21 protein-coding genes are annotated in these 19909 nt (G+C 71.7%); 6 read left to right on the top strand and 15 right to left on the bottom strand.

Annotated elements, in window-relative coordinates; all coding sequences use genetic code 11:
* Nucleotides 1-475: 475 nt before the first annotated feature.
* A complete protein-coding gene (gene modC, locus MKL01_RS32450; RefSeq protein WP_243909283.1) occupies nucleotides 476-1579 on the bottom strand; it encodes a molybdenum ABC transporter ATP-binding protein in 1104 nt (367 codons plus the stop codon).
* 164 nt (nucleotides 1580-1743) lie between these two features.
* Here modC and MKL01_RS32445 point away from each other — a divergent pair, with 164 nt between their 5' ends.
* Nucleotides 1744-2400, top strand: coding sequence for a glutathione S-transferase (locus MKL01_RS32445; protein WP_243909468.1), 657 nt, complete (start codon nucleotides 1744-1746; stop codon nucleotides 2398-2400).
* A 33-nt stretch (nucleotides 2401-2433) separates the two neighbouring features.
* Here the strand turns inward: MKL01_RS32445 and modB are convergent, their stop codons facing one another.
* The 4 genes from modB to MKL01_RS32425 form a co-directional block, all read right to left on the bottom strand.
* On the bottom strand, nucleotides 2434-3126 hold the full coding sequence (gene modB / locus MKL01_RS32440; RefSeq protein WP_243909282.1) for a molybdate ABC transporter permease subunit: 693 nt from the start codon (nucleotides 3124-3126) through the stop codon (nucleotides 2434-2436).
* A 14-nt stretch (nucleotides 3127-3140) separates the two neighbouring features.
* The gene (gene modA, locus MKL01_RS32435) at nucleotides 3141-3956 is read right to left on the bottom strand and encodes a molybdate ABC transporter substrate-binding protein (RefSeq protein WP_243909281.1); all 816 of its coding nucleotides are present in this window, start codon (nucleotides 3954-3956) and stop codon (nucleotides 3141-3143) included.
* A 117-nt stretch (nucleotides 3957-4073) separates the two neighbouring features.
* The gene (locus MKL01_RS32430) at nucleotides 4074-4235 is read right to left on the bottom strand and encodes a hypothetical protein (protein ID WP_243909280.1); all 162 of its coding nucleotides are present in this window, start codon (nucleotides 4233-4235) and stop codon (nucleotides 4074-4076) included.
* Between the two features lie 209 nt (nucleotides 4236-4444).
* Entirely contained in the window at nucleotides 4445-4588 is a 144-nt protein-coding gene (locus tag MKL01_RS32425) for a hypothetical protein (protein WP_243909279.1), read from the bottom strand.
* Between the two features lie 276 nt (nucleotides 4589-4864).
* On the opposite strand from MKL01_RS32425, the gene MKL01_RS32420 reads away from it, so the two are divergent.
* Together MKL01_RS32420 and rmf are read left to right on the top strand one after the other, a co-directional pair.
* Complete coding sequence (locus tag MKL01_RS32420; protein ID WP_243909278.1) at nucleotides 4865-5785, top strand: 50S ribosomal protein L11 methyltransferase; 921 nt, start codon at nucleotides 4865-4867, stop codon at nucleotides 5783-5785.
* Nucleotides 5786-5831: 46 nt separating this feature from the next.
* A complete protein-coding gene (rmf, locus tag MKL01_RS32415) occupies nucleotides 5832-6020 on the top strand; it encodes a ribosome modulation factor (protein ID WP_243909277.1) in 189 nt (62 codons plus the stop codon).
* Nucleotides 6021-6110: 90 nt separating this feature from the next.
* Here rmf and MKL01_RS32410 read toward each other — a convergent pair whose 3' ends face one another.
* Nucleotides 6111-6368 carry a hypothetical protein gene (locus MKL01_RS32410; protein ID WP_243909276.1) on the bottom strand — a complete coding sequence of 86 codons (258 nt, stop codon included), beginning with the start codon at nucleotides 6366-6368 and terminating at the stop codon, nucleotides 6111-6113.
* Between the two features lie 129 nt (nucleotides 6369-6497).
* Between MKL01_RS32410 and MKL01_RS32405 the strand changes: the two genes are divergently transcribed.
* Both MKL01_RS32405 and MKL01_RS32400 read left to right on the top strand, forming a co-directional pair.
* Nucleotides 6498-8348: an aminopeptidase P family protein gene (locus MKL01_RS32405; protein ID WP_243909275.1), complete on the top strand. Its 1851-nt coding sequence runs from the start codon at nucleotides 6498-6500 to the stop codon at nucleotides 8346-8348.
* Between the two features lie 148 nt (nucleotides 8349-8496).
* A complete protein-coding gene (locus MKL01_RS32400; RefSeq protein ID WP_243909274.1) occupies nucleotides 8497-10665 on the top strand; it encodes a protein-disulfide reductase DsbD family protein in 2169 nt (722 codons plus the stop codon).
* A gap of 12 nt (nucleotides 10666-10677) precedes the next feature.
* Here MKL01_RS32400 and phoB read toward each other — a convergent pair whose 3' ends face one another.
* From phoB to pstS, 6 genes are all read right to left on the bottom strand, one after another.
* Nucleotides 10678-11373, bottom strand: coding sequence for a phosphate regulon transcriptional regulator PhoB (phoB, locus tag MKL01_RS32395; RefSeq protein WP_243909467.1), 696 nt, complete (start codon nucleotides 11371-11373; stop codon nucleotides 10678-10680).
* Between the two features lie 284 nt (nucleotides 11374-11657).
* Nucleotides 11658-12377, bottom strand: coding sequence for a phosphate signaling complex protein PhoU (gene phoU, locus MKL01_RS32390; RefSeq protein ID WP_243909273.1), 720 nt, complete (start codon nucleotides 12375-12377; stop codon nucleotides 11658-11660).
* 121 nt (nucleotides 12378-12498) lie between these two features.
* The gene (pstB, locus tag MKL01_RS32385) at nucleotides 12499-13314 is read right to left on the bottom strand and encodes a phosphate ABC transporter ATP-binding protein PstB (protein WP_243909272.1); all 816 of its coding nucleotides are present in this window, start codon (nucleotides 13312-13314) and stop codon (nucleotides 12499-12501) included.
* 22 nt (nucleotides 13315-13336) lie between these two features.
* Nucleotides 13337-14227 carry a phosphate ABC transporter permease PstA gene (gene pstA, locus MKL01_RS32380; protein WP_243909271.1) on the bottom strand — a complete coding sequence of 297 codons (891 nt, stop codon included), beginning with the start codon at nucleotides 14225-14227 and terminating at the stop codon, nucleotides 13337-13339.
* A gap of 12 nt (nucleotides 14228-14239) precedes the next feature.
* On the bottom strand, nucleotides 14240-15217 hold the full coding sequence (gene pstC / locus MKL01_RS32375) for a phosphate ABC transporter permease subunit PstC (protein ID WP_243909270.1): 978 nt from the start codon (nucleotides 15215-15217) through the stop codon (nucleotides 14240-14242).
* Nucleotides 15218-15302: 85 nt separating this feature from the next.
* Entirely contained in the window at nucleotides 15303-16343 is a 1041-nt protein-coding gene (gene pstS / locus MKL01_RS32370) for a phosphate ABC transporter substrate-binding protein PstS (RefSeq protein WP_243909269.1), read from the bottom strand.
* A 235-nt stretch (nucleotides 16344-16578) separates the two neighbouring features.
* Here pstS and MKL01_RS32365 point away from each other — a divergent pair, with 235 nt between their 5' ends.
* On the top strand, nucleotides 16579-16824 hold the full coding sequence (locus MKL01_RS32365; protein ID WP_243909268.1) for a hypothetical protein: 246 nt from the start codon (nucleotides 16579-16581) through the stop codon (nucleotides 16822-16824).
* 13 nt (nucleotides 16825-16837) lie between these two features.
* Here MKL01_RS32365 and MKL01_RS32360 read toward each other — a convergent pair whose 3' ends face one another.
* From MKL01_RS32360 to MKL01_RS32350, 3 genes are all read right to left on the bottom strand, one after another.
* Nucleotides 16838-17038: a hypothetical protein gene (locus MKL01_RS32360; protein ID WP_243909267.1), complete on the bottom strand. Its 201-nt coding sequence runs from the start codon at nucleotides 17036-17038 to the stop codon at nucleotides 16838-16840.
* A gap of 120 nt (nucleotides 17039-17158) precedes the next feature.
* On the bottom strand, nucleotides 17159-18832 hold the full coding sequence (gene recN / locus MKL01_RS32355) for a DNA repair protein RecN (RefSeq protein WP_243909266.1): 1674 nt from the start codon (nucleotides 18830-18832) through the stop codon (nucleotides 17159-17161).
* A gap of 180 nt (nucleotides 18833-19012) precedes the next feature.
* Nucleotides 19013-19894, bottom strand: a complete 882-nt coding sequence (locus MKL01_RS32350) for an outer membrane protein assembly factor BamD (RefSeq protein ID WP_243909265.1) — start codon at nucleotides 19892-19894, stop codon at nucleotides 19013-19015.
* Between the last annotated feature and the right edge of the window lie 15 nt (nucleotides 19895-19909).

Raw genomic sequence — 19909 nt, 5'->3', positions numbered from 1 at the left:
GTGCCAGGTCAAGGGCGCGGCGCTGTCGCGGAGTCCCGGGCGGTCCGTGTCGACACGCCATCGGATCGATGCGAGTCTCCGCGCTTCGTGCCGCGATCCAACGTGCGCCGAAGGGGGAGTCCATGTCGCCGGAAATACGGGAATCGCGCGCGGCCCTCATCCTGCTGGCCGCCTCGGTGGGGGCGGTGCTGATCTTCGGCGCCTTCACCTTGCTGACGCAGCTCGGGTGACGCGCGACAGCCGCAACCGCGCCTGCAGGGTCAGGACGCCCTGGCCTCGGAGCGTTCCGTCCACCTCGACCCCGCGGAGCGCGGGCCGGTGTTGCGCAGCGTGGCGGCGAGCGCACGGTTGGCCACAGCCGGTTCCGGCAGTCGTTCCGGCCACGATGCACAGCCTGAAGTGGCGTCGTCGTCCGGTTTATTCCCTCAGCTGAGTCCATCCCGTGCGATCCCTGGATCGGGTTCCGGACCGCACTTCAGATCGCGACCACCGGGCGCATCAGCCCGATCCCGGCGGGATCGAAGGCGGCGCTCTTCACGATCGCGTAGACAGGGCGCCCCGTCGCCAGGTCGAGTTCGCGGACTGCCGCGGCGGTCAGCCGGGCCACGATGCGCGCCCCGCGGCAATCGATCTCCACAGCCATCTCGGCTCCCGCTTGGGTCAATCCGCAGACAGTGCCGGACAGGACGTTGCGGGCACTGAGCCCCCGGGGCGGCTCGATCGCCACCAGCACGTCGCGCGCCGGGATCCGCACCCGCAACCGCGTTCCGGGCGGCCACGACAACCCCGGCACCTGCAGCCGCCCGGCGGCGCCGGTCAGGTGGGTCAGACCCGTTTGCGGGTCTGTCGCCGCGACGACCATGTCGAGGAGCGCGCCGGCCTCGGCCTCGTGCACCGGCACCAGGTCGGCCCGGCGCAGGATCGCCTCCGCGGGTCCGGCGGCGGCCACGCGCCCCGTCTCCAGCACCACCACGGTCGTGGCCAGACGCGCGACCTCCGAGACCGCGTGGCTGACATAGACGATCGGCACGCCGGCCTCGTCGCGCAGCCGCTCGATATAGGGGAGGATCTCGGCCTTGCGGGCGTCGTCCAGCGCCGCCAGCGGCTCGTCCATCAGCAGCAGGCGCGGACCGGCGAGCAGCGCGCGCCCGATCGCGACCCTCTGGCGCTCGCCCCCCGACAGGCCCACCGGCTGCCGATCGAGGAGGTGGCCGATGCCGAGCATGCCCGTCACCGCGTCGAGGGTCTCCGGATCGCGGGGCCGGCGCGCGAAGGCGCGGCCGTACCTGAGATTTCCCCGCACGCTGAGATGCGGGAACAGCCGCGCGTCTTGGAACACCACGCCGACCCGTCGCCGGTGGGGCGGCAGGAAGATCCGCGCTGCGGTATCGATCAGCACCATGCCGTCGGCGACGATCCGGCCGCGGTCGGGCCGGGCCAGCCCGGCGATGAGGTCGATCAGCGTCGTCTTGCCGGAGCCGGAGCGCCCGAACAGGGCGGTCAGGCCCGGACCGGCCTCGAAGGCGGCATCGAGCGCGAAGGCGCCCCGCCGCAGTTGCACGTCGACTTGGATGCTCACGCGGCGGCTCTCGGCGGGCTTCGCGGCCGGGCCCTGCGGTCCTGCGTCGGGAGCCTGGCTCCGCCCGAGGATCCGGACGGATGCCGCGCCGGCCCGTCGCCGCGCGCCGGCTTCGGGCTACAGAGGACGCGGCGCATCCCGGCGCCGGCTCGGATGCGCCCGCGATGATCACGGTCCACCACTTGGAGAACAGCCGCTCGCAGCGCGTGCTGTGGCTGCTGGAGGAACTCGGCCTCCCTTACCGGGTGCAGCGCTACGACCGCGATCCGCGCACGCTGCGCGCGCCTCCGGACCTCCTGGCGGTCCATCCGCTCGGCAAATCGCCCGTCATCGCCGACGCGGAGACGGTGGTCGCCGAGACCGGCGCGATCGTGACCCATCTGACCGCGCGGGCAGGCGGCGTGCTGGTGCCCGCGCCGGGCACGGAGGCGCATGCGCGTTACACCTATTGGTTGCACTACGCCGAGGGTTCGGCGATGCCGCCGCTGCTGCTCAAGCTGATCTTCTCCCGCCTGGCGCCGGGCAGCCCCTGGCTGCTGCGTCCCCTGGTCGGCCGGATCGCCGAGCGGGTGCTTCAAGGCTTCGTCGACCCCGACCTGCGCCGGCACGCGGCCTTCTGGGAGTCGGAACTCGCCGGCCGACCTTACTTCTGCGGGCCGGCGTTCACCGCCGCCGACATCATGATGAGCTTCCCGCTGGAGGCCTTCGCGGCGCGCGGCACCGGACCGGGGCCGCAGGTCGAGGCGTGGCTGGCGCGCGTCCAGGCCCGTCCGGCCTACCGGCGCGCCCTGCAGACGGGCGGTCCCTACGCGTATGCGTGAGGGCGCAACCGGGTGCGGGTCGGCGATCGTCACTCAGCCCGTCCCTAGCCGCCGTCCGGCCCGGGCGGCCAGGAACTCAGACACCAGGAGCGCCGTCACCGACACGGCGACCGAGATCAGGGTCAGGCGCAGGGCCGGACTCTCCCCGCCGGGAACCTGGGTCAGGGTGTAGATTGCCGAGGGCAGCGTCTGGGTCTCGCCCGGGATGTTCGACACGAAGGTGATGGTCGCGCCGAACTCGCCCATCGCCTTGGCGAAGGCCAGCACGGCGCCGGCGATGCAGCCGGGCAGGCTCAGCGGCAGCGTGACGGTGAGGAACACGGCAATGGGTCTCGCCCCCAGCGTCGCGGCGGCCTGCTCCAGCCGCCGATCCACCGCCTCGATCGACAGACGCATCGCCCGCACCATCAGGGGGAAACCCATGACCGCGCAGGCGAGCGCCGCGCCGGTCCATCGGAACGAGAACACGATCCCGATCTCCGCGAGGGCGGCGCCGAGCGTGCCGCGCCGGCCGAGGACCAGCAGCAGCAGGTAGCCGGTCACCACGGGGGGCAGGATCAGCGGCAGGTGGACGAGCCCGTCGAGGAGCGCGCGGCCGGGAAACCGCCGCCGGGCCAGGAGCCATGCGACGGCGAGGCCGGGACCGAGGCTCGCGAGCGTCGCCACGATGGCGACGCGCAGGCTCAGGGTGACGGCGGTCCACTCCTCCGGGGTCAGCCCGAGCACGGCCGCGCCCGCCGCTACTGGCTGGCGCCCGGGGTCCCGACCACCGTGAAGCCCTGACGTTCGAAGGCGGCCCGGGCGCCGGGACAGCGCAGATAGGTCAGGAGGGCGGCGGCGTCCGGGTTGCGGGAATCCTTCGTCACGGCCGCCGGATAGACGATCGGCGGGTGGCTGTCGGCCGGGAAGGTCGCCACCACGTGGACGCTCGGATTGGCGGCTGCGTCCGTGGCGTAGACGATGCCGAGCGGCGCCTCGCCGCGGGCGACGAGCAGCAGGGCCGCGCGCACGTTCTCGGCCTGTGCCACCTGACCCTTCACCGCCTCCCAGGCGCCGAGCTTCTCCAGGGCAGCCTTGCCGTACTTGCCGGCCGGGACGGCGTCGATCGTCGCCATCGCGAGTTTGCCGCCGCCGAGCCTTTGTGCCAGCGTCGTGCCCAGGTTCGGCGCCAGGGCGATCTGCGGGTCCGCATTCGCGTTGCTCGGGCCCGGGGCAATCAGCACCAGGGCGTTCCGCAGGAGGTCGGTGCGCGAGCCGGGCTTCAGCAGCCCTGCCCGCTCGACGTAGTCCATCCAGGCCTGATCCGCCGAGATGAACAGGTCTGCCGGCGCCCCCGCGTCGATCTGCCTGGCCAGCGCGTTCGAGCCCGCATAGGCGATGCGGGCGGTCTTGCCGGTCTCCTTCGTCCAGGCGGACGTGGCGTCGTCGAGGGCGTTCTTCAGACTGGCCGCGGCGAACACGAGCACCGCATCCTCAGCGGCCGCCGACCGGAGGGCGGGGATGACCGCCAGGGCCGCGAAGACGAGCGCTGTCAGGATCCGGCGGGGCAGGCGCATGATAGGGTCGATCCCTGTCGCGACCCGCTATATCCGATCGGGTACGACGGCGATCATAGGCATCGCCGCCGCATCGGCCAAGTCAGCCCCGCCCGGCGATCGGGCAGCCCCGCGGACTCAGGCGCTCTGGCTCTCGCTGCGCTCCGGCGGCGCCGTCTCGGCGCGGTGCAGACGGCTCAGGAGGACGAGGAGATGGCCCGGCAGGGGACCGTCCGGCGTCGGACCGCCGAAGATCCGCTCGCGGGGCCGGGACCGGGCCGGGACGCCGTTGACGACCACGGGCCCATTTGGGCTGGAACGCCTGGACTTGGTCACGCTGTACGCACCCTGCTCAATCGCAAATCACGTCGAAAGCCGGCAAAACGCCGCGCCGGGGAGCGGGTTCCGCGCCAAGCGGCGGGGGCATGATTAACGTGTGGACACCGTGCCGCATTCGTATGCGGCCGCCGCCACGAATCGCGCCCGGCGTCCCCGGGACACCGGCGCCCTCACCAGGTCCGGATGTCGCGCCGGTCGGCGATCTCGGCATCCGGCAGGTCGGTCATGTCGGCCGCGACCAGGAGGGCCCAGAGCACGGCGGCACCCGTCGTCATGAGCGCGACGACGACGCTGAAGAGGAGAGGCGAGTTCATGGTGCACTGTCGTCTGTCAAAACAGGCGCGCCCCTGCATGAAGAACGGCGCGCCTGAGTTGAGGGTCTGGCCTTTGGGAAGCCGAGACTGTTTAAGCACACGTCGTCCGGCTGAACACTGACTAAATTCGGTCTCCCAACAAGTCGCCCCGGCTGTGTCCGGCCGGCAACAAACGGCCGTGCCGCCCGGCGGCCGGCGCGTCCGGGGACGGGGCGCCCGGATTTTTCGCGGCGGCCCCCTGTGACGCGGCGCGCGCGGGCGTTACAGCCCGGTCCCATGCTCGAAGGCCTGCCGCCCCACCGCCCGTCCCACGTCCTGTGCCTGCTGACCGACGAACGCTCGGCCCGGGCGATGACCGACCTTCTGGGCGAGATGTTCGATCCCATGGAGACCGCGGTCGCGGCCTTCGAGGATGCGGACGGACGGACTTGGCGGCTCGAGGCCTATTTCTCCGACGCCCCCGACGAGGACTACATCCGCGCGCTGATCCGGCCGGTGATCGGCGACGCGGCCGACGCCGCGGAGTTCCGCACGATCGCGCAGCAGGACTGGGTGCGGACCTCGCTGGAGGGCCTGAAGCCGGTGCGCGCGGGGCGCTTCCTCGTGCACGGCGCGCATGATCGCGACGCCGTACGCGCCAACGACCTGCCCATCGCGATCGAGGCGGCTCTGGCTTTCGGGACCGGCCACCACGGGACGACGCTGGGCTGCCTCCAGGCGCTGGTGGGGGAGTTGAAACGGCGGCGCCCCGCCCATGTGCTGGATGTCGGCACGGGCACCGGCATCCTCGCCTTCGCGGCCGCCAAGGCGCTGCGGCAGCCGGTGGTGGCGGGGGACCTCGATGCCGAGGCGGTGCGCACCGCCCACGAGAACGCCCGGGCGAACGGCCTCGGTCCGTATCTCAGGCTCTATCAGGGGCCCGGCGTGCGTCACCGGCTCGCGGACCGGCCGCGCCATTTCGATCTGGTCTTCGCCAACATCCTGGCGCGGCCCCTTCGGCTCCTGGCGCCGACGCTGGCCCGGGTGGTCGCGTCCGAGGGCGTGCTGGTGCTGTCGGGCCTGATCGAGCGCGACGTGCCGGGCGTGCTCTCGGCCTATCGCCTTCAGGGGTTCTCGCTGGTCCGGCGCGGGGTGATCGAGGGCTGGGTCGCCCTGGTCCTGATGCGCGGCGGTGCGGCCCAGCGCCCCCGGCGTTGAGGGACCGCCCCGCCGAACCGGCCCCGTGCCGGCGCGTTATCATGGCATGAGCCAGTTGTCGCTCCACGATCCGCCATCGGACCCCATCGCGGAGGGCGCCCGCGCCCGGGCGCAGGGCCGGCCCAAGGATGCCTGCCCTTACCCGGCGGGGTCGGCTGCCCGAACGGCGTGGCTGGAGGGCTACGACGGCGCGCCGTTCGATCGCGCCCCGGACCATCCGTTCACGAACGGCTGACCGTCGAGCGCCGCGAACCCGTCCGGTCCGGCGGATACGCGCACGCGCCGTCTGGCGGAACGGCCGCGTGCCTGCGGTCGCGACGCGGCACTAGTCCACCGTGCGGACCCGCCCGGATGGACGCGACCGGCCCACCTCGACCCGAGGCGCCGATGGGGTCGGATCGGCCTGTGCCACCGGGGCGCCCAACGCCGCCATCAGCACGCGCAGGCCGTCGATCCACTCCTCGAGTTCCGCGAGCGACACGAAACCGTCCCGCCTGACGACGGTATCGGGTTCGATCGTCACGACGGCATCGAAGCGGCCGTCCGGTCCGTCGCTGATGCGGTAGGAGACGCGGCGTGGCATCGTTAAGGAATAGACCCTCTTCGGCGGCGTGATAAGATTGGGCGCGATTTCTTCACCCTAAAATTATGGCCTGCCCCGAGGATGCCTGCGCGGTTGCGAGCCGGAGCCGGCGGGCGCTACGCTCGCGGCATGACCGACCCGACCCCTTCCCGCTCGCGCCGCCGCTTCCAGACCTTCGACGACCCGGGACACCGCAAGGGGGCGGAGCGGATCGAGGCCCTGCGCGCCGCTCTGCGCGAGACCGGGCTCGACGGCTTCGTCGTGCCCCGGGCGGACGAGCATCAATCCGAGTACGTGACGGCGGATGCGGAGCGGCTGGCCTGGCTCACCGGCTTCACCGGCTCGGCCGGAACCGCGGTGATCCTGATGGACTCCGCCGCCCTGATCGTCGATGGCCGCTACACCCTGCAGGCGCCCGAGCAGGTCGAAACCGGCCTCGTCACGGTGGTGCCGCTGGCCGAGACCACGCCGGAGGCCTGGATCGGCGCCAACCTCAAGCGCGACCAAGTGCTCGGCTACGACCCCTGGCTGCACACGCCGGACGGGCTCGCGCGCCTGGAGCGCGCGGCCACGAAGGCCGGGGGCTCGGTCCGGGCGGTACCCAACCTCGTCGACGCGGTCTGGGCCGGGCGCCCGAAGCCGCCTGCCGGCCCCGTGGTCGTCCATGCGGACGCCCTCGCGGGCGAAACGGTGGCGGACAAGCTCGCCCGGGTGCGGGCGGCCCTGGCCGAGGGCGGCTGCGATGCCCTGGTGATCTCGGACCCACACAACCTGGCCTGGGCCTTCAACCTGCGCGGTTCCGATGTGGGGCATACCCCTCTGGCGCTCGGCTACGCGGTCCTGCCGCGCGCGGGCGCGGCGCGGCTGTTCCTGGTCTCGTCGAACGTCGATCCGGCCCTGCGCGACGCCCTCGCCCCGGTCGCCGAGATCCTGCCCCGCGGGGGGCTCGACGACGGCCTGGCGTCCCTGGCGAGCGTGCGGGTCCGCCTCGATGCGGCGACCGGCGCCGCGGCGCTGAAGGAGAAGGTCGAGGCGGCCGGCGGTACCGCCGATGTCGGCAAGGACCCGATCACCGGGATGAAGGCGGTAAAGAACGCCGCCGAGATCGCCGGGGCGCGCGCCGCCCACATCCGCGACGGCGCCAGCGTCGTGCGGTTCCTCGCATGGCTCGACGCCGCGACGGCGTCCGGGACGCTCACCGAGATCGCCGCCGTGGAGGCGCTGGAGGACTTTCGCGCCGCCGGCGGGGACCTGCGCGACGTGTCGTTCCCGACGATCTCGGGATCGGGCCCGAACGGGGCGATCGTTCACTACCGGGTGACCCGGGCCAGCGATCGGACCGTGCGGCCCGGCGACGTGTTCCTGATCGACTCCGGCGCGCAATATCCGGACGGCACCACCGACATCACCCGCACGGTCGCGGTGGGCGGCCCAGAGGCCGCCGCGGAGGCCGCCGTGCGCGACCGCTTCACCCGCGTGCTGAAGGGCCACGTCGCCATCGCCCGGGCGGTGTTCCCGGCGGGCACGACCGGCGCACAGATCGACGCCTTCGCGCGGGCGCCGCTGTGGCAGGCGGGCCTCGATTTCGATCACGGCACCGGCCACGGCGTCGGCGCCTTCCTGTCGGTGCACGAGGGCCCGCAGCGGATCGCCAAGACCGGCACGGTGGCACTGGAACCCGGGATGATCCTGTCGAACGAACCGGGCTACTACGCCCGCGGCGCCTACGGGATCCGGATCGAGAACCTCGTTCTGGTGGAGCCCCGCGCCATCGCTGGCGGCGAGCGCCCGATGCTCGGTTTCGAGACCCTGACCCTCGCCCCCTACGACCGGCGGCTGATCCAGCCGGATCTGCTCGACCCCGGCGAGCGGGCTTGGATCGACGCTTACCACGCGCGGGTGCGCACGACCCTGGCCCCCGGGCTCGACGCCGGGACGCGGGAATGGCTGGAGCGCGCGACGGCGCCGCTCCCGGATTGAGGCCCGACCACCCGGGTCTCCGGCGCCGCGCTGATCCGCGCAGGACACGGCCCGGATCAGCGCGCTATAGGTTTCGACCGGCACAGGCCGCTCCCGGCCTGAAGCACCGTGCGTGAAACCGCGACCGCCCCGGGCGCGAAGGGACAGCATGATCCGACGCCTCGCCATCCCGATCCTGGCGCTCGCCGCGAGCCTCTCGGCCGCGGCGGCGCAGGGTGTTTCGCAGGGGTTCCGCACGCCGCCGGACCTCGTGCGGTCGAGCCTCGTCGCCGAGCCGGCCGCCGTGGCGGGGGCGCAGCCCTTCACGCTGGCCGTGCGGATGGAGATGAAGCCCGGCTGGCACGTCTATTGGCGCAATCCCGGGGATTCGGGCCTCCCGCCGGAGGTGACCTGGACGCTGCCCGCGGGTTTCAGCGCCGGGGCGATCCGGTGGCCGGCGCCCGAGCGCATCCCGATCGCCACGCTGATGAACTACGGCTACGAGGGCGAGGTCACGCTCCTCGTGCCGGTCACGCCGCCGCCGAGCCTCGATCCCGCCGAGCCGGTGCAGATCCGGGCGAAGCTCACCTTTCTCGTCTGCGAGACCGAGTGCGTGCCCGGCTCGGCCGACCTCGCCCTTACCCTGCCGGTGGGGGAGCCCAAGCCCGACGCGGCCCGGGCCGCGCTGTTCGCTCGCGCCCGCGCCGCCCTGCCCGCCCCGGCGCCGTGGCCGCTGCACGTCGCCAGCCAGGGCGACACCCTGCGGCTCGACTTCGCCGCGACCGGCCTCCAACCCGAGTCGATCCGCAACGCCGCCTACTTCCCCTATGCCGAGACCGTGATCGACAACGCCGCGGCGCAGCCGATGTCGATCGACGGGACCGGCCTGCACCTCACCCTCGCCCGGGGCAGCCCGACCGATGCGGTCCCCGACACGCTGCCCGGCGTGCTCACGTACGACGCGGTGAGCGCGGCCGGGACCCGCCGCCTCGCCTTCGCGTACGGCGACGAGCCGGCATCCGCGGCGGCCGCATCGGGTCCGCCCGCACCCGTGCCGGTCCCCCAGGCGGTCGCCCCCGACCTCGACACGCTGACCCTCGCGACCGCCGCGGCCTTCGCCTTCCTCGGCGGGCTGATCCTCAACCTGATGCCGTGCGTCTTCCCGGTCCTGTCCATCAAGGTCCTCGGGCTCGTGCGGCATGCGGGCGAGAGCCCGGCCCGGCTGCGGCTGCACGGCTTCGCCTACACGGCCGGGGTGCTGGCGAGCTTCCTGGGGCTGGCCGCGGCCCTGATCGCCCTGAAGAGCGGCGGTGCGGCCATCGGCTGGGGCTTCCAGCTGCAATCGCCCCTGGTGGTCGCGGGGCTCGCCTACCTGCTGTTCGCGATGGGCCTCAGCCTGTCCGGCGTGGTCCATGTCGGCGGCCGGCTCGCCGGTGTCGGCGACGGGCTCGCCCGGCGCACGGGCCTCGGCGGCTCCTTCTTCACGGGCGTGCTCGCAACCCTCGTGGCGACCCCGTGCACGGCGCCGTTCATGGGCTCGGCGGTGGGCTTCGCGCTGACCCAGAGTGCCGGCGTGGCGCTCGCCGTCTTCGCGAGCCTCGGACTCGGGCTCGCCCTGCCCTTCCTGGTTCTGACCCTGTGGCCGCCGGCCCTGCGGGCGCTGCCGCGGCCGGGCGCCTGGATGGAGACCCTCAAGCAGATCCTGGCCTTCCCGGTCTACGCCACCGCGGCGTGGCTGGTCTGGGTGCTGGCGCAGCAGGTCGAGCCGCGAGGGCTCCTGGCGGCTCTGATCGGGCTGGTCCTGGTGGGCTTCGCCGCCTGGGCGTTCGAGCGCGGGCGCAACGCCCCCATGGCGGTCCGATGGACCCTGCAGGCCTTCGCGGCGGCGGCGATGATCGCGGTCGGCGGGATCGCCCTCGGTCTGCAGCAGGACCGCGCCGCCCCGGCCGCGCAGGCCGCCGCCGACGGGGTCGAGCCGTTCACCCAGGCGCGCCTCGACGCGCTGGTGAACGCGCGCCGGCCGGTCTTCGTCAACATGACGGCGGCGTGGTGCATCACCTGCGCGGTGAACGAGACCACCTCGCTCTCCACCCGGGCCGTGCGGGCCGCGATGGCGGAGCGGGGCGTGACCTATCTGAAGGGCGACTGGACCAACCAGAACCCGGAGATCACCCGCCTGCTGGAGACGCACGGGCGCAGCGGCGTGCCGCTCTACCTGCTCTACAGCGGAACCGGGGCGCCGCAGGTGCTGCCGCAGATCCTCACCGAGGGCACGGTCCTGGCGGCCCTGGCCGCGGTGCCGGCCGCCGCGGATCGGAGCGCCGCCCTCGTCCGCTGAACCGGCGCCGCCTCAGGCTTCGAGCGAGAACGTCTCGTCGAAGGCATAGCCGGAGCCGCGGACCGTGCGGATCGGGTCGGTCTGTTGCGGACCGTTCAGCGCCTTGCGCAGGCGCCCGACATGGACGTCCACCGTGCGCTCGTCGATGTAGACGTCGTGGCCCCAGACCCCGTCGAGGAGTTGCTCCCGCGAGAAGACCCGGCCCGGGGCAAGCATGAGGAATTCCAGGAGCCGGAACTCGGTGGGACCGAGGTGCAGCTCCTCGCCGGCCCGGCGGACGCGGTGTCCGGTCCGGTCGAGCTCCAGATCGCCGGCCGCCAGCCGGTCCGACACGTGGGCGGGCTTGGCCCGGCGCAGCAGCGCGCGGATCCGGGCGAGGAGCTCCGGGACCGAGAACGGCTTGACGATGTAGTCGTCGGCGCCCGTGCCGAGACCGCGGACTCGGTCGCCCTCCTCGCCGCGGGCGGTGAGCATGATCACCGGCAGCCGCTCGGTCTCCCGGCGGGCCCGGATGCGGCGGCAGAGTTCGATGCCCGAGAGGCCGGGCAGCATCCAGTCGAGCAGGACCAGATCGGGCGTGCGCTCCGCCAGCAGCAGTTCGGCGTCGTCGCCGCGCGCGGCCGAGTCCACCACGAAGCCCTCGGCCTCCAGGTTGTAGCGCAGCAGCGTGGTCAGCGCCTCCTCATCCTCGACGATCAGAACCTGCATGCTCACGTTGGATGACCCGTTCACGAGGCGGCGCGGTTCGGCCTCAAGACCCGCCCCCGCCTTCCGGAGCGGACGAGCCGGCGGACGGTGCGGGAGGCGCCGCTCAGATTCAACCCGCACCGCCGGCCCGGCGGACGCTGTCCCACGAAACCGAGCGCCCCCGCGCATCGCGGCGCAGCAGCCCAGGGGGACGCCCTTCCCGATCGCGGTGCGATCCGGGACGGTGCCCGTCCCGCGGACGCGCCCCCCTGCGCCGGACCGGCACCCCCTCGACGGAGCGCGCCCTACGGCGCCTGCTTGCCGTCGACAGTCGTGTAGTTCGACGCATCGTTCTTCGGCCGCTCGCCGGCGAGCGTCTCGCCGGTGGCGAGGTAGTGGATCGTCTCGGCGATGTTGGTGGTGTGGTCGCCGATCCGTTCCACGTTCTTGGCGCAGAACAGGAGATGCGTGCAGAACGAGATGTTGCGCGGATCCTCCATCATGTAGGTCAGGAGTTCGCGGAACAGCGAATTGTACAGGGCGTCGATCTCGCCGTCGCGCTCCCACACGTCGTGGGCCGCCTGGATGTCGCGGCTGGCATACGCGTCGAGCACGTCCTTGAGCTGCCCCTCGGCCAGGTCGCTCATGTGCCGGACGCCGAGCACGATCTTCTGGGCGGGGGCGTGGTCGGAGATCGCCACGACCCGCTTGGCGACGTTCTTGGCGAGGTCGCCGATCCGCTCCAGGTCCCCGGAGACGCGGATCGCCGAGATGGTCTCGCGCAGGTCGATCGCCAGCGGCTGACGCCGGGCGATGAGCAGCACCGAACGCTCCTCGATATCCCGCTGCAGCGCGTCCAGGCGCTTGTCGGCGCCGATCACCGCCTGCGCGAGCCCCTCGTCGCGGCGCACCAGGGCATCCGTCGCCTCCGCGGTCATCTTCTCGGCGATGCCGCCCATCTCCGAGATCGAGCGACGCAGATCCTCGAGGTCGGTGTCGTAGGAGCTGACGATATGGCCGGGCATGGTGCATCCTTCGATAGGGGCCCGCGGGACGCGATCCACGGGGTGTGCCGGAGATCCGCCGCCGGGCCGGCGCCGGGGCCGGCGCTGATCGGCGATGCGCGGGGTCGGCGCTTCGGGCGGGTCAGCCGAAGCGACCGGTGATGTAGTCCTGCGTACGCCGTTCCGTCGGGTTCATGAACATCCGGTTGGTCGGACCGAACTCGATCAGCTGGCCCAGATACATGAAGGCGGTGAACTGCGAGATCCGCGCCGCCTGCTGCATGTTGTGGGTGACGATCACGATGGTGAATTCGTCGCGCAGCTGCTCGATCAGCTCCTCGATGCGGCCCGTGGAGATCGGGTCGAGCGCGGAGGTCGGCTCGTCGAACAGGATCACCTCCGGGCGCTGCGCCACCGTGCGGGCGATGCACAGGCGCTGCTGCTGGCCGCCCGAGAGGCCGGTGCCGGCCTGGCGGAGCTTGTCCTTCACCTCGTCCCAGAGGGCCGCCTTGCGCAGCGATTCCTCCACGCGGACATCGAGTTCGGCCTTGGGCAGCTTCTCGTACAGGCGCAGGCCGAAGGCGACGTTGTCGTAGATCGACATCGGGAACGGCGTCGGCTTCTGGAACACCATGCCGATGCGCGAGCGCAGCTCGTTCAGGTCGATCGATGGATCCAGGATGTTCCGGCCGTCGAGCAGGATCTCCCCCTCCGCCCGCTGCTCCGGGTAGAGGCTGTAGATCCGGTTGAAGCAGCGCAGCAGGGTGGACTTGCCGCAGCCGGACGGCCCGATCAGCGCGGTGACCTGCCGGTCGTGGAAGTCGATGTCGACATCCTTCAGCCCGTGGAAGCTGCCGTAGTAGAAGTTCAGGCCCTTCACGGCGATCCGCACGGGGCCGGCCTCGTCGGCGCGGTTGCGGCTGAGATCGACCGTAGGGATCGCGGAGGCGGCGTTCATCGTCGGGTCCTCGAGAAAGGTCTCAGCGCGAAATCTGCGGCTTGATCACGAGGCGCGCGATGATCGACAGCGCCAGGATGGTCGCGGTGATCAGCAGCGCCCCCGCCCAGGCGAGGCCCTGCCAATTGGGATACGGCGACAGGGCGAACTGGTAGATCATCACCGGCAGGTTCGCGACGCCGCCCATCAGGTCGGCCGAGAACCAGGAATTGTTGTTGAGCGCCGTGAACAGCAGCGGCGCGGTCTCCCCGGCGATGCGGGCGAGCGCCAGGATGATCCCGGTCACGATGCCGGCCGAGGCCGCCCGCCAGGTCACGCTCATGATCACCTTCGAGGGCGGGGCCCCCAGGGCCGCGCCGGCCTCGCGCAGGGTGCCGGGCACGAGGCGCAGCATGTCCTCGGTGGTACGCACGATCACCGGCACGGCGATGATGGCGAGGGCGACGCCGCCGGCCCAGCCCGAATAGGTGCCCATCGGGCGGACCATCAGGGTGTAGACGAACAGGCCGATCAGGATCGACGGCGCCGAGAGCAGGATGTCGTTGAGGAAGCGGATCAGCGCCGCCAGCTTCGATCCGCGGCCGTACTCGGCGAGAAAGGTCCCGGCCATGACGCCCACGGGGGTCGCGACCACGATGCCGATCCCGGTGAGCACGAGGCTGCCCAGGATGGCGTTGGCGATTCCGCCGCCCTCGGAGCCGGGGCCCGGGGTCGGGCTGGTGAACATGGTCGGCGTGAAGCCGCGCACGCCCTGGATGATCAGCATCAGCAGGATCGAGCCCAGCACCAGGGCGCCCACCAGGGTGGCGCCGGTGCAGCCGACGCGCAGGATCCGGTCCGCGACGCGCCGGCCCCGGCGAAGCCGGCCGGGACGGCGCTGGGCGGTGGCGGCGATCGTGTTGGAGGCGTCCATCGCGCGAGCTCCTCAGGCGGCCTGGACGCGGCGCGTCAGCAGCCGGGCGATGATGAGCACCACGAAGGTGATCACGAACAGGATGCAGCCCAGGGCCATCAGGGCGTTGAGCTGGAGCCCGTCCGCCTCGTTGAACTCGTTGGCGATGCGGGACGCGATCGTCGAACTCGGGTCGAAGATCGACGCCGAGAGGCGGTTGGCGTTGCCGACCACGAAGGTCACCGCCATCGTCTCGCCCAGCGCCCGGCCGAGCCCGAGCATGATCGCGCCGATGATCGAGACCGCCGCCTGCGGCACCAGCACGTGGCGCACGACCTCCCAGGTCGTGCAGCCGATGCCGTAGGCGCTCTCGCGCAGGACGGTGGGGATCTGGTCGAGCATGTCGCGGGCGATCGACGCGATGAACGGCACGATCATGATCGCCAGGATGATCCCGGCGGTGAGCACGCCGACCCCCGACGGCACCCGGGCGTAGAACAGCGTGCCGACGATCGGCATGCCCTCGACCAGGTTGGAGACCGGGATCTGGACGAAGCGCGCGAAGAGCGGCGCGAACACGAACAGGCCCCACATGCCGTAGATGATGCTGGGTACCGCGGCCAGCAGCTCGATCGTCATGGCGACCGGCTTGCGCGCCCAGCCCGGGCAGAGCTGCGTCAGGAAGACGGCGATCCCCAGGGAGACGGGCACGCCGATCAGGAGCGCCAGGAAGGCCGAGGCGACGGTTCCCATCACGGCGACGAGGGCGCCGTATTGTTCGGTCCCGACGTTCCAGGCGCTGGAGGTCAGGAAGCCGAAGCCGAATTCGCGGAAGGCCGGCCAGCCGCCGTACAGGATCGAGCCGAGGATGCCGGCCAGCACGAGCAGCACCAGCAAAGCCGCGCCGTAGGCGGACGCCCGGAACAGGGTGTCGAGGTTCCGGCTCGGACCCTTGCGCGCCGTGGCCTCACGGGTTCGGCCGAGGGCGATCGTATCTGTCAAGGCGGTCATCCGCGGTTCTCTGCGATCGGTGGCTTGGTAGCGCGATGCGTCCCCGGACGCGAGGGAGGAGGCATTCACCCCCTCCCCGCCACACTCACATGTTGAAGACGGGCTTGCCGTCCTTGCCCTTCACGTCCTTCCACTCCTGATGGATCAGCTCGACGACGTTGTCGGGCAGCGGCACGTAGTCGAGGTCGGCGGCCAGCTTGTCGCCGTTCTTGTAGGCCCAGTCGAAGAACTTGAGCACGTCGCCGGCCTTGGCCGGATCGGCGGCATCCTTGTGGATCAGGATGAAGGTCGCCGCCGTGATCGGCCACGCATCGTCGCCCGGCTGATTGGTGAGCGAGATCCCGAAGCCCGGGGCCGCCTTCCAGTCGGCGCTGGCGGCCGCCGCCTGGAACGCCTTGTCGTCGGGCTGCGGGAACTTGCCGGCCTTGTTCTGCAGCAGCACGTAGGCGAGCTTGTTCTGCTTGGCGTAAGCCGACTCGACGTAGCCGATGGCGTTCGGCACCTGCTTCACGGTGGCGGTCACGCCCTCGTTGCCCTTGCCGCCCTGACCCACCGGCCAGGAGATCGTCGTCGCCGCGCCGTACTCCTTCTTCCAGGGCTCGGAGACCTGGGACAGGTAGGTGGTGAAGATGTTGGTCGTGCCCGAGGCGTCCGAGCGGTAGACCGGCGTGATGTTGGTGTCGGGGAGCTTGAGCCCGTCGTTGAGCTTGGCGATCCGCGGATCGCTCCACTTGGAGATCTTGCCGGCGTAGATGTCGGCCAGCACGTCGCCGGTGAGCTTGAGCTTGCCCGGCTCGACGCCGGGGATGTTCACCACCGGCACGACGCCGCCCATCACGGTCGGGAACTGGACGAGGCCGTCCTTGGCGAGCTGCTCGCCCTTCAGGGGCGCGTCGGTGGCGCCGAAATCGACCGTCTTGGCCTGGATCTGCTTGATCCCGCCGCCCGACCCGATCGACTGGTAGTTCAGGCCGGAACCCGTCTCCTTGCGATAGGCTTCGGCCCACTTCGAATAGACCGGGAAGGGGAACGTGGCCCCAGCTCCGGTGATGTCGGCGGCGAGCGCCGCGGACGCCATCTGAACCGTCGCGAGGCCGACGGCGAGCGCGTAAGCGAAGGGTCTCAAGGGAATCTCCGTTGCCGTCGGGCAAGAGCCTGCGCCGCCCCGCCGGCAAGCCCATGCCTGCGGCAGAGCTGTGCGGCCGATCTTCCAGAAGAGACCCAGCGCCGGCCGCCCGATGGCCGGGCGGTTACGACAGGTAGATGACACCGGCATGACATCGCCCTGCGGAGACGCCGGCACGGTTGGCCGGTCTCGCGCGTTCCTCTCAGGCGGCGGTGCGGAAACGGACGAGGGGAACGTGGGCGGCGAGGATGTCGATGCGACGAGGGAGGCCGATCCCGCGTGGCTGGCGCTGCACGCCGAGCGGGAGGCGCTGGAGCGTGCCCTGACGCTGGCGCAGGCACGCCAGAAATTCAGCTCCGATCCGCAGACGGCGGCCGGGGCGCGGCGCGACGAGGCCGAGCTGCTGGTGAGTCTCGATCGCGTCCTGACGCTGATTCGGGCCGCCGAGTACCGCCGCCGGCCGAACGCCCGGCGCTGGTAGGGACGCCGGTCCGTCAGCCGGCCCGGCGCAGCTCCCGCTCCTTCTGGCGCAGGCGCAGCAGCAACTCCACGTGGGTGTCGGTGATCGGCTGCGTATCGACGCTGCCCTCGTAGACGGACCGGAGCGTGAGGCCGAGCCGGCGCGTGTCGATCGTCCGCGTCCGCGGCTCTGACGCGTGCAGACGCCCCTCGGACTCGACGGCTGTCGGCTTCATGGCTCCCTCCCGCCCGTCAACCGCCTGAACCCTTCGCGGCGCCGGGATCCCGGAACACTCGCGGCGAATGGTTAAAAAACGGTTAATTGCAACTAACGGTTAAGGTTGATGGCGGCTTAATCAGGCTTCCGCAGCCTGGAGAAGGCGGGCCGCGGCCGCGCGGGCCTCGTCGGTCACGGTGGCGCCCGCGAGCATGCGGGCGATCTCCTCCCGGCGCTCCGCCACCGGCAGGCTGGCCACCTGGGTGGCGACCCGGCCGGCGCCCTTCACGGGCGCCTTGGCGATCAGGAAATGGGTGTCGGCGCGGGCGGCGACCTGCGGGGCGTGGGTCACCGCGACCACCTGCACGGTGGCCGCCAGCCGGGCGAGGCGCAGGCCGATGGCATCCGCCACGGCCCCGCCGACGCCGGTGTCGATCTCGTCGAAGATCAGCGTCGGCGCCGAGCCCTTGTCGGCCAGCACCACCTTCAGGGCCAGCATGAAGCGGGACAATTCGCCCCCCGAGGCGACCTTCATCATCGGGCCGGGTTTCGTGCCGGGATTGGTCTGCGCCCAGAACTCGACCCGGTCGGTGCCGGCCGGATCCCGCGATTCCGGATCCGTGGCGATCTCGGTGATGAACCGCGCCCGCTCCAGCTTCAGGGGCGGCAACTCGGCCTTCACCGCGGCGTCGAGCTGCTTGGCCGCCCGGCGCCGCCCGGCGCTGAGCTTCTCGGCCGCCTCCGCGTAATCGGCCTCGGCCCGGGCCTGCGCCTGTTCGAGGCCCGCCAAGGCCGCCTCGCCGGCATCGATCGCCGCCACGTCGCCGGCGTAGCGCTCGGCGAGGGCCGCGAGGTCGTCGGCGGCGACATCGTACTTGCGCGCGGCGGCCCGCAGGGCGAACAGCCGCTCCTCCACCCGCTCCAGGTCCCGGGGGTCGAACTCCGTCTCGGCCACCGCCGCGTCCAGCACGGCCCGGGCCTCGTCGAGGGCGACCAGCGCGGCGTCGAGCGCGGTCACGCAGGGATCCACGAGGGCCGGCAGCTGCGCGGCCCGGCGCTCCAGCTTGCGCAGGGCCGCCGAGAGGTGCGGCACGCCGGAATGCGGGCCGCCCACGGCCTCGAGCGCCTCGTTCAGCTCCCGGGCGACCTTCTCGGATTGCTGCATGATGCTGCGGCGCTCGGCGAGCCTGGCCTCCTCACCCGGCTCCGGGCCGAGATCGGCGAGTTCCTGGACGGCGTGGCGAAGGAAGTCGGCCTCCTTGCGGGCCGCATCCACCCGGGCGCGATGCTCGGCGAGGGCGGTCCGGGCCGCGCGCACCGACCGGGCCGCCGTGCCGACCTTCGCGAGCTGGCCGTGCAGGCCTCCGAAGGCGTCGAGGATCGCCCGGTGCGAGGCCGGATCGGACAGCGCCCGGTCGTCGTGCTGCCCGTGAATCTCCACGAGGGCGGCGCCGATCGCCCGCAGCACCTGCACGCCCACCGGCTGATCGTTGACGAAGGCGCGGGTGCGGCCGTCCGCCATCTGCGTCCGGCGCAGGATCAGGTCGCCCTCGGTGTCGATCTCGGCCTCGGCGGCGATCCGGCGCGCCGGATGGTCGTCGGACAGGTCGAACACCGCGGTCACGACGCCCTGCGCCTCGCCGTGGCGGACCAGGCGGCCGTCGCCCCGCCCGCCGAGGGCGAGCGTGAAGGCGTCGAGCAGAATCGATTTGCCCGCGCCCGTCTCCCCGGTCAGGACGCTGAGGCCCGATCGGAAATTCAGTTCGAGTCTGTCGATCAGGACGATGTCGCGGATCGCGAGCTGCGCCAGCATGCGGCGACGGGGTTTCCTCTGGACGGGACCGCAGACATAAGGCCGCCGCGGTCCGGATTCACCCGAAAAATGCGTCGCACCACCCAGCCGAGGGTCCGCGACGAGAAAAGGCCCGGAGCGGCGGCTCCGGGCCCTCGAACCAGAAACACGTGCCGGGCCGGGCGGCGCCGCCCCCCCGCCTCACTCGGCCGAGGCGGTCTTGCCCGTGACCGTGCGGTAGATCTTCGAGAGGAACGACGACTTCTCCTCGCGGGGCTCGACGCCGCCCTGGGCCAGGAGCGCGTGCGCGTCCTTGTACCAGGAGCTCTCGGGGAAGTTGTGGCCGAGCACCGCGGCGGCGTTCTGCGCCTCCTGGGTGATGCCGAGCGCCCAGTAGGCCTCAGTCAGGCGCTCGAGCGCCTCCTCGGCATGGCGGGTGGTCTGGTACTTGGCGACCACGTCGCGGAAGCGGTTGATCGCGGCCGGGAAGTTGCGCCGCTCCAGGTAGAAGCGACCGACCTCCATCTCCTTGCCGGCGAGCTGATCCCGGGTGATCTGGATCTTCGCCCTGGCGTCGGCGGCGTATTCCGAGGTGGGATACTTCTGGACCAGCTCCTGCAGGGCGACGAGCGCCTTCTCGGACCGCTCCTGGTCGCGGGTCACGTCGGGGATCTGCTTGTAGTTCGACATGGCCATCAGGTACTGCGCGTAGGCCGCGTCCTTGCTGGCCGGATGACGCTGCAGGTACCGCTTCGAGGCGCTGATGGCCTCGTCGTACTTCTGGCCTTCGTAGTTGGCGTAAGCGGTCATCAGCAGCGCCTTCCGGGACCATTCGGAATACTGGTACTGCTTGTCGAGGCTGTCGAACTTCTTGACGGCAGCCTCGTAGTCGCTGTCCTCGAGCTTGGCCAAGCCGTCGCTGTAGAGCTTGTCGGCCGGGACGTCCGGGACGACCTCCGGTTTGTACTTCTCGGCGAAGAGGTTGGTCGGGTCGAAGTCGCAGCCGCCGAGGCCCAGGCCGAGAACGGCCACGAGCGGGGCCGCGAAGGCCATCGCCCGGCGATGACGAATGGTGACAGGCATCTGGCGCTCTTTCCC

Source organism: Methylobacterium sp. J-070 (assembly GCF_022829385.1).
In the GTDB taxonomy this organism is placed as follows: Bacteria; Pseudomonadota; Alphaproteobacteria; order Rhizobiales; family Beijerinckiaceae; genus Methylobacterium.
The sequence above is the reverse complement of the archived record's forward strand: the minus strand, read 5'-3'. Positions and strand labels throughout refer to the sequence as shown.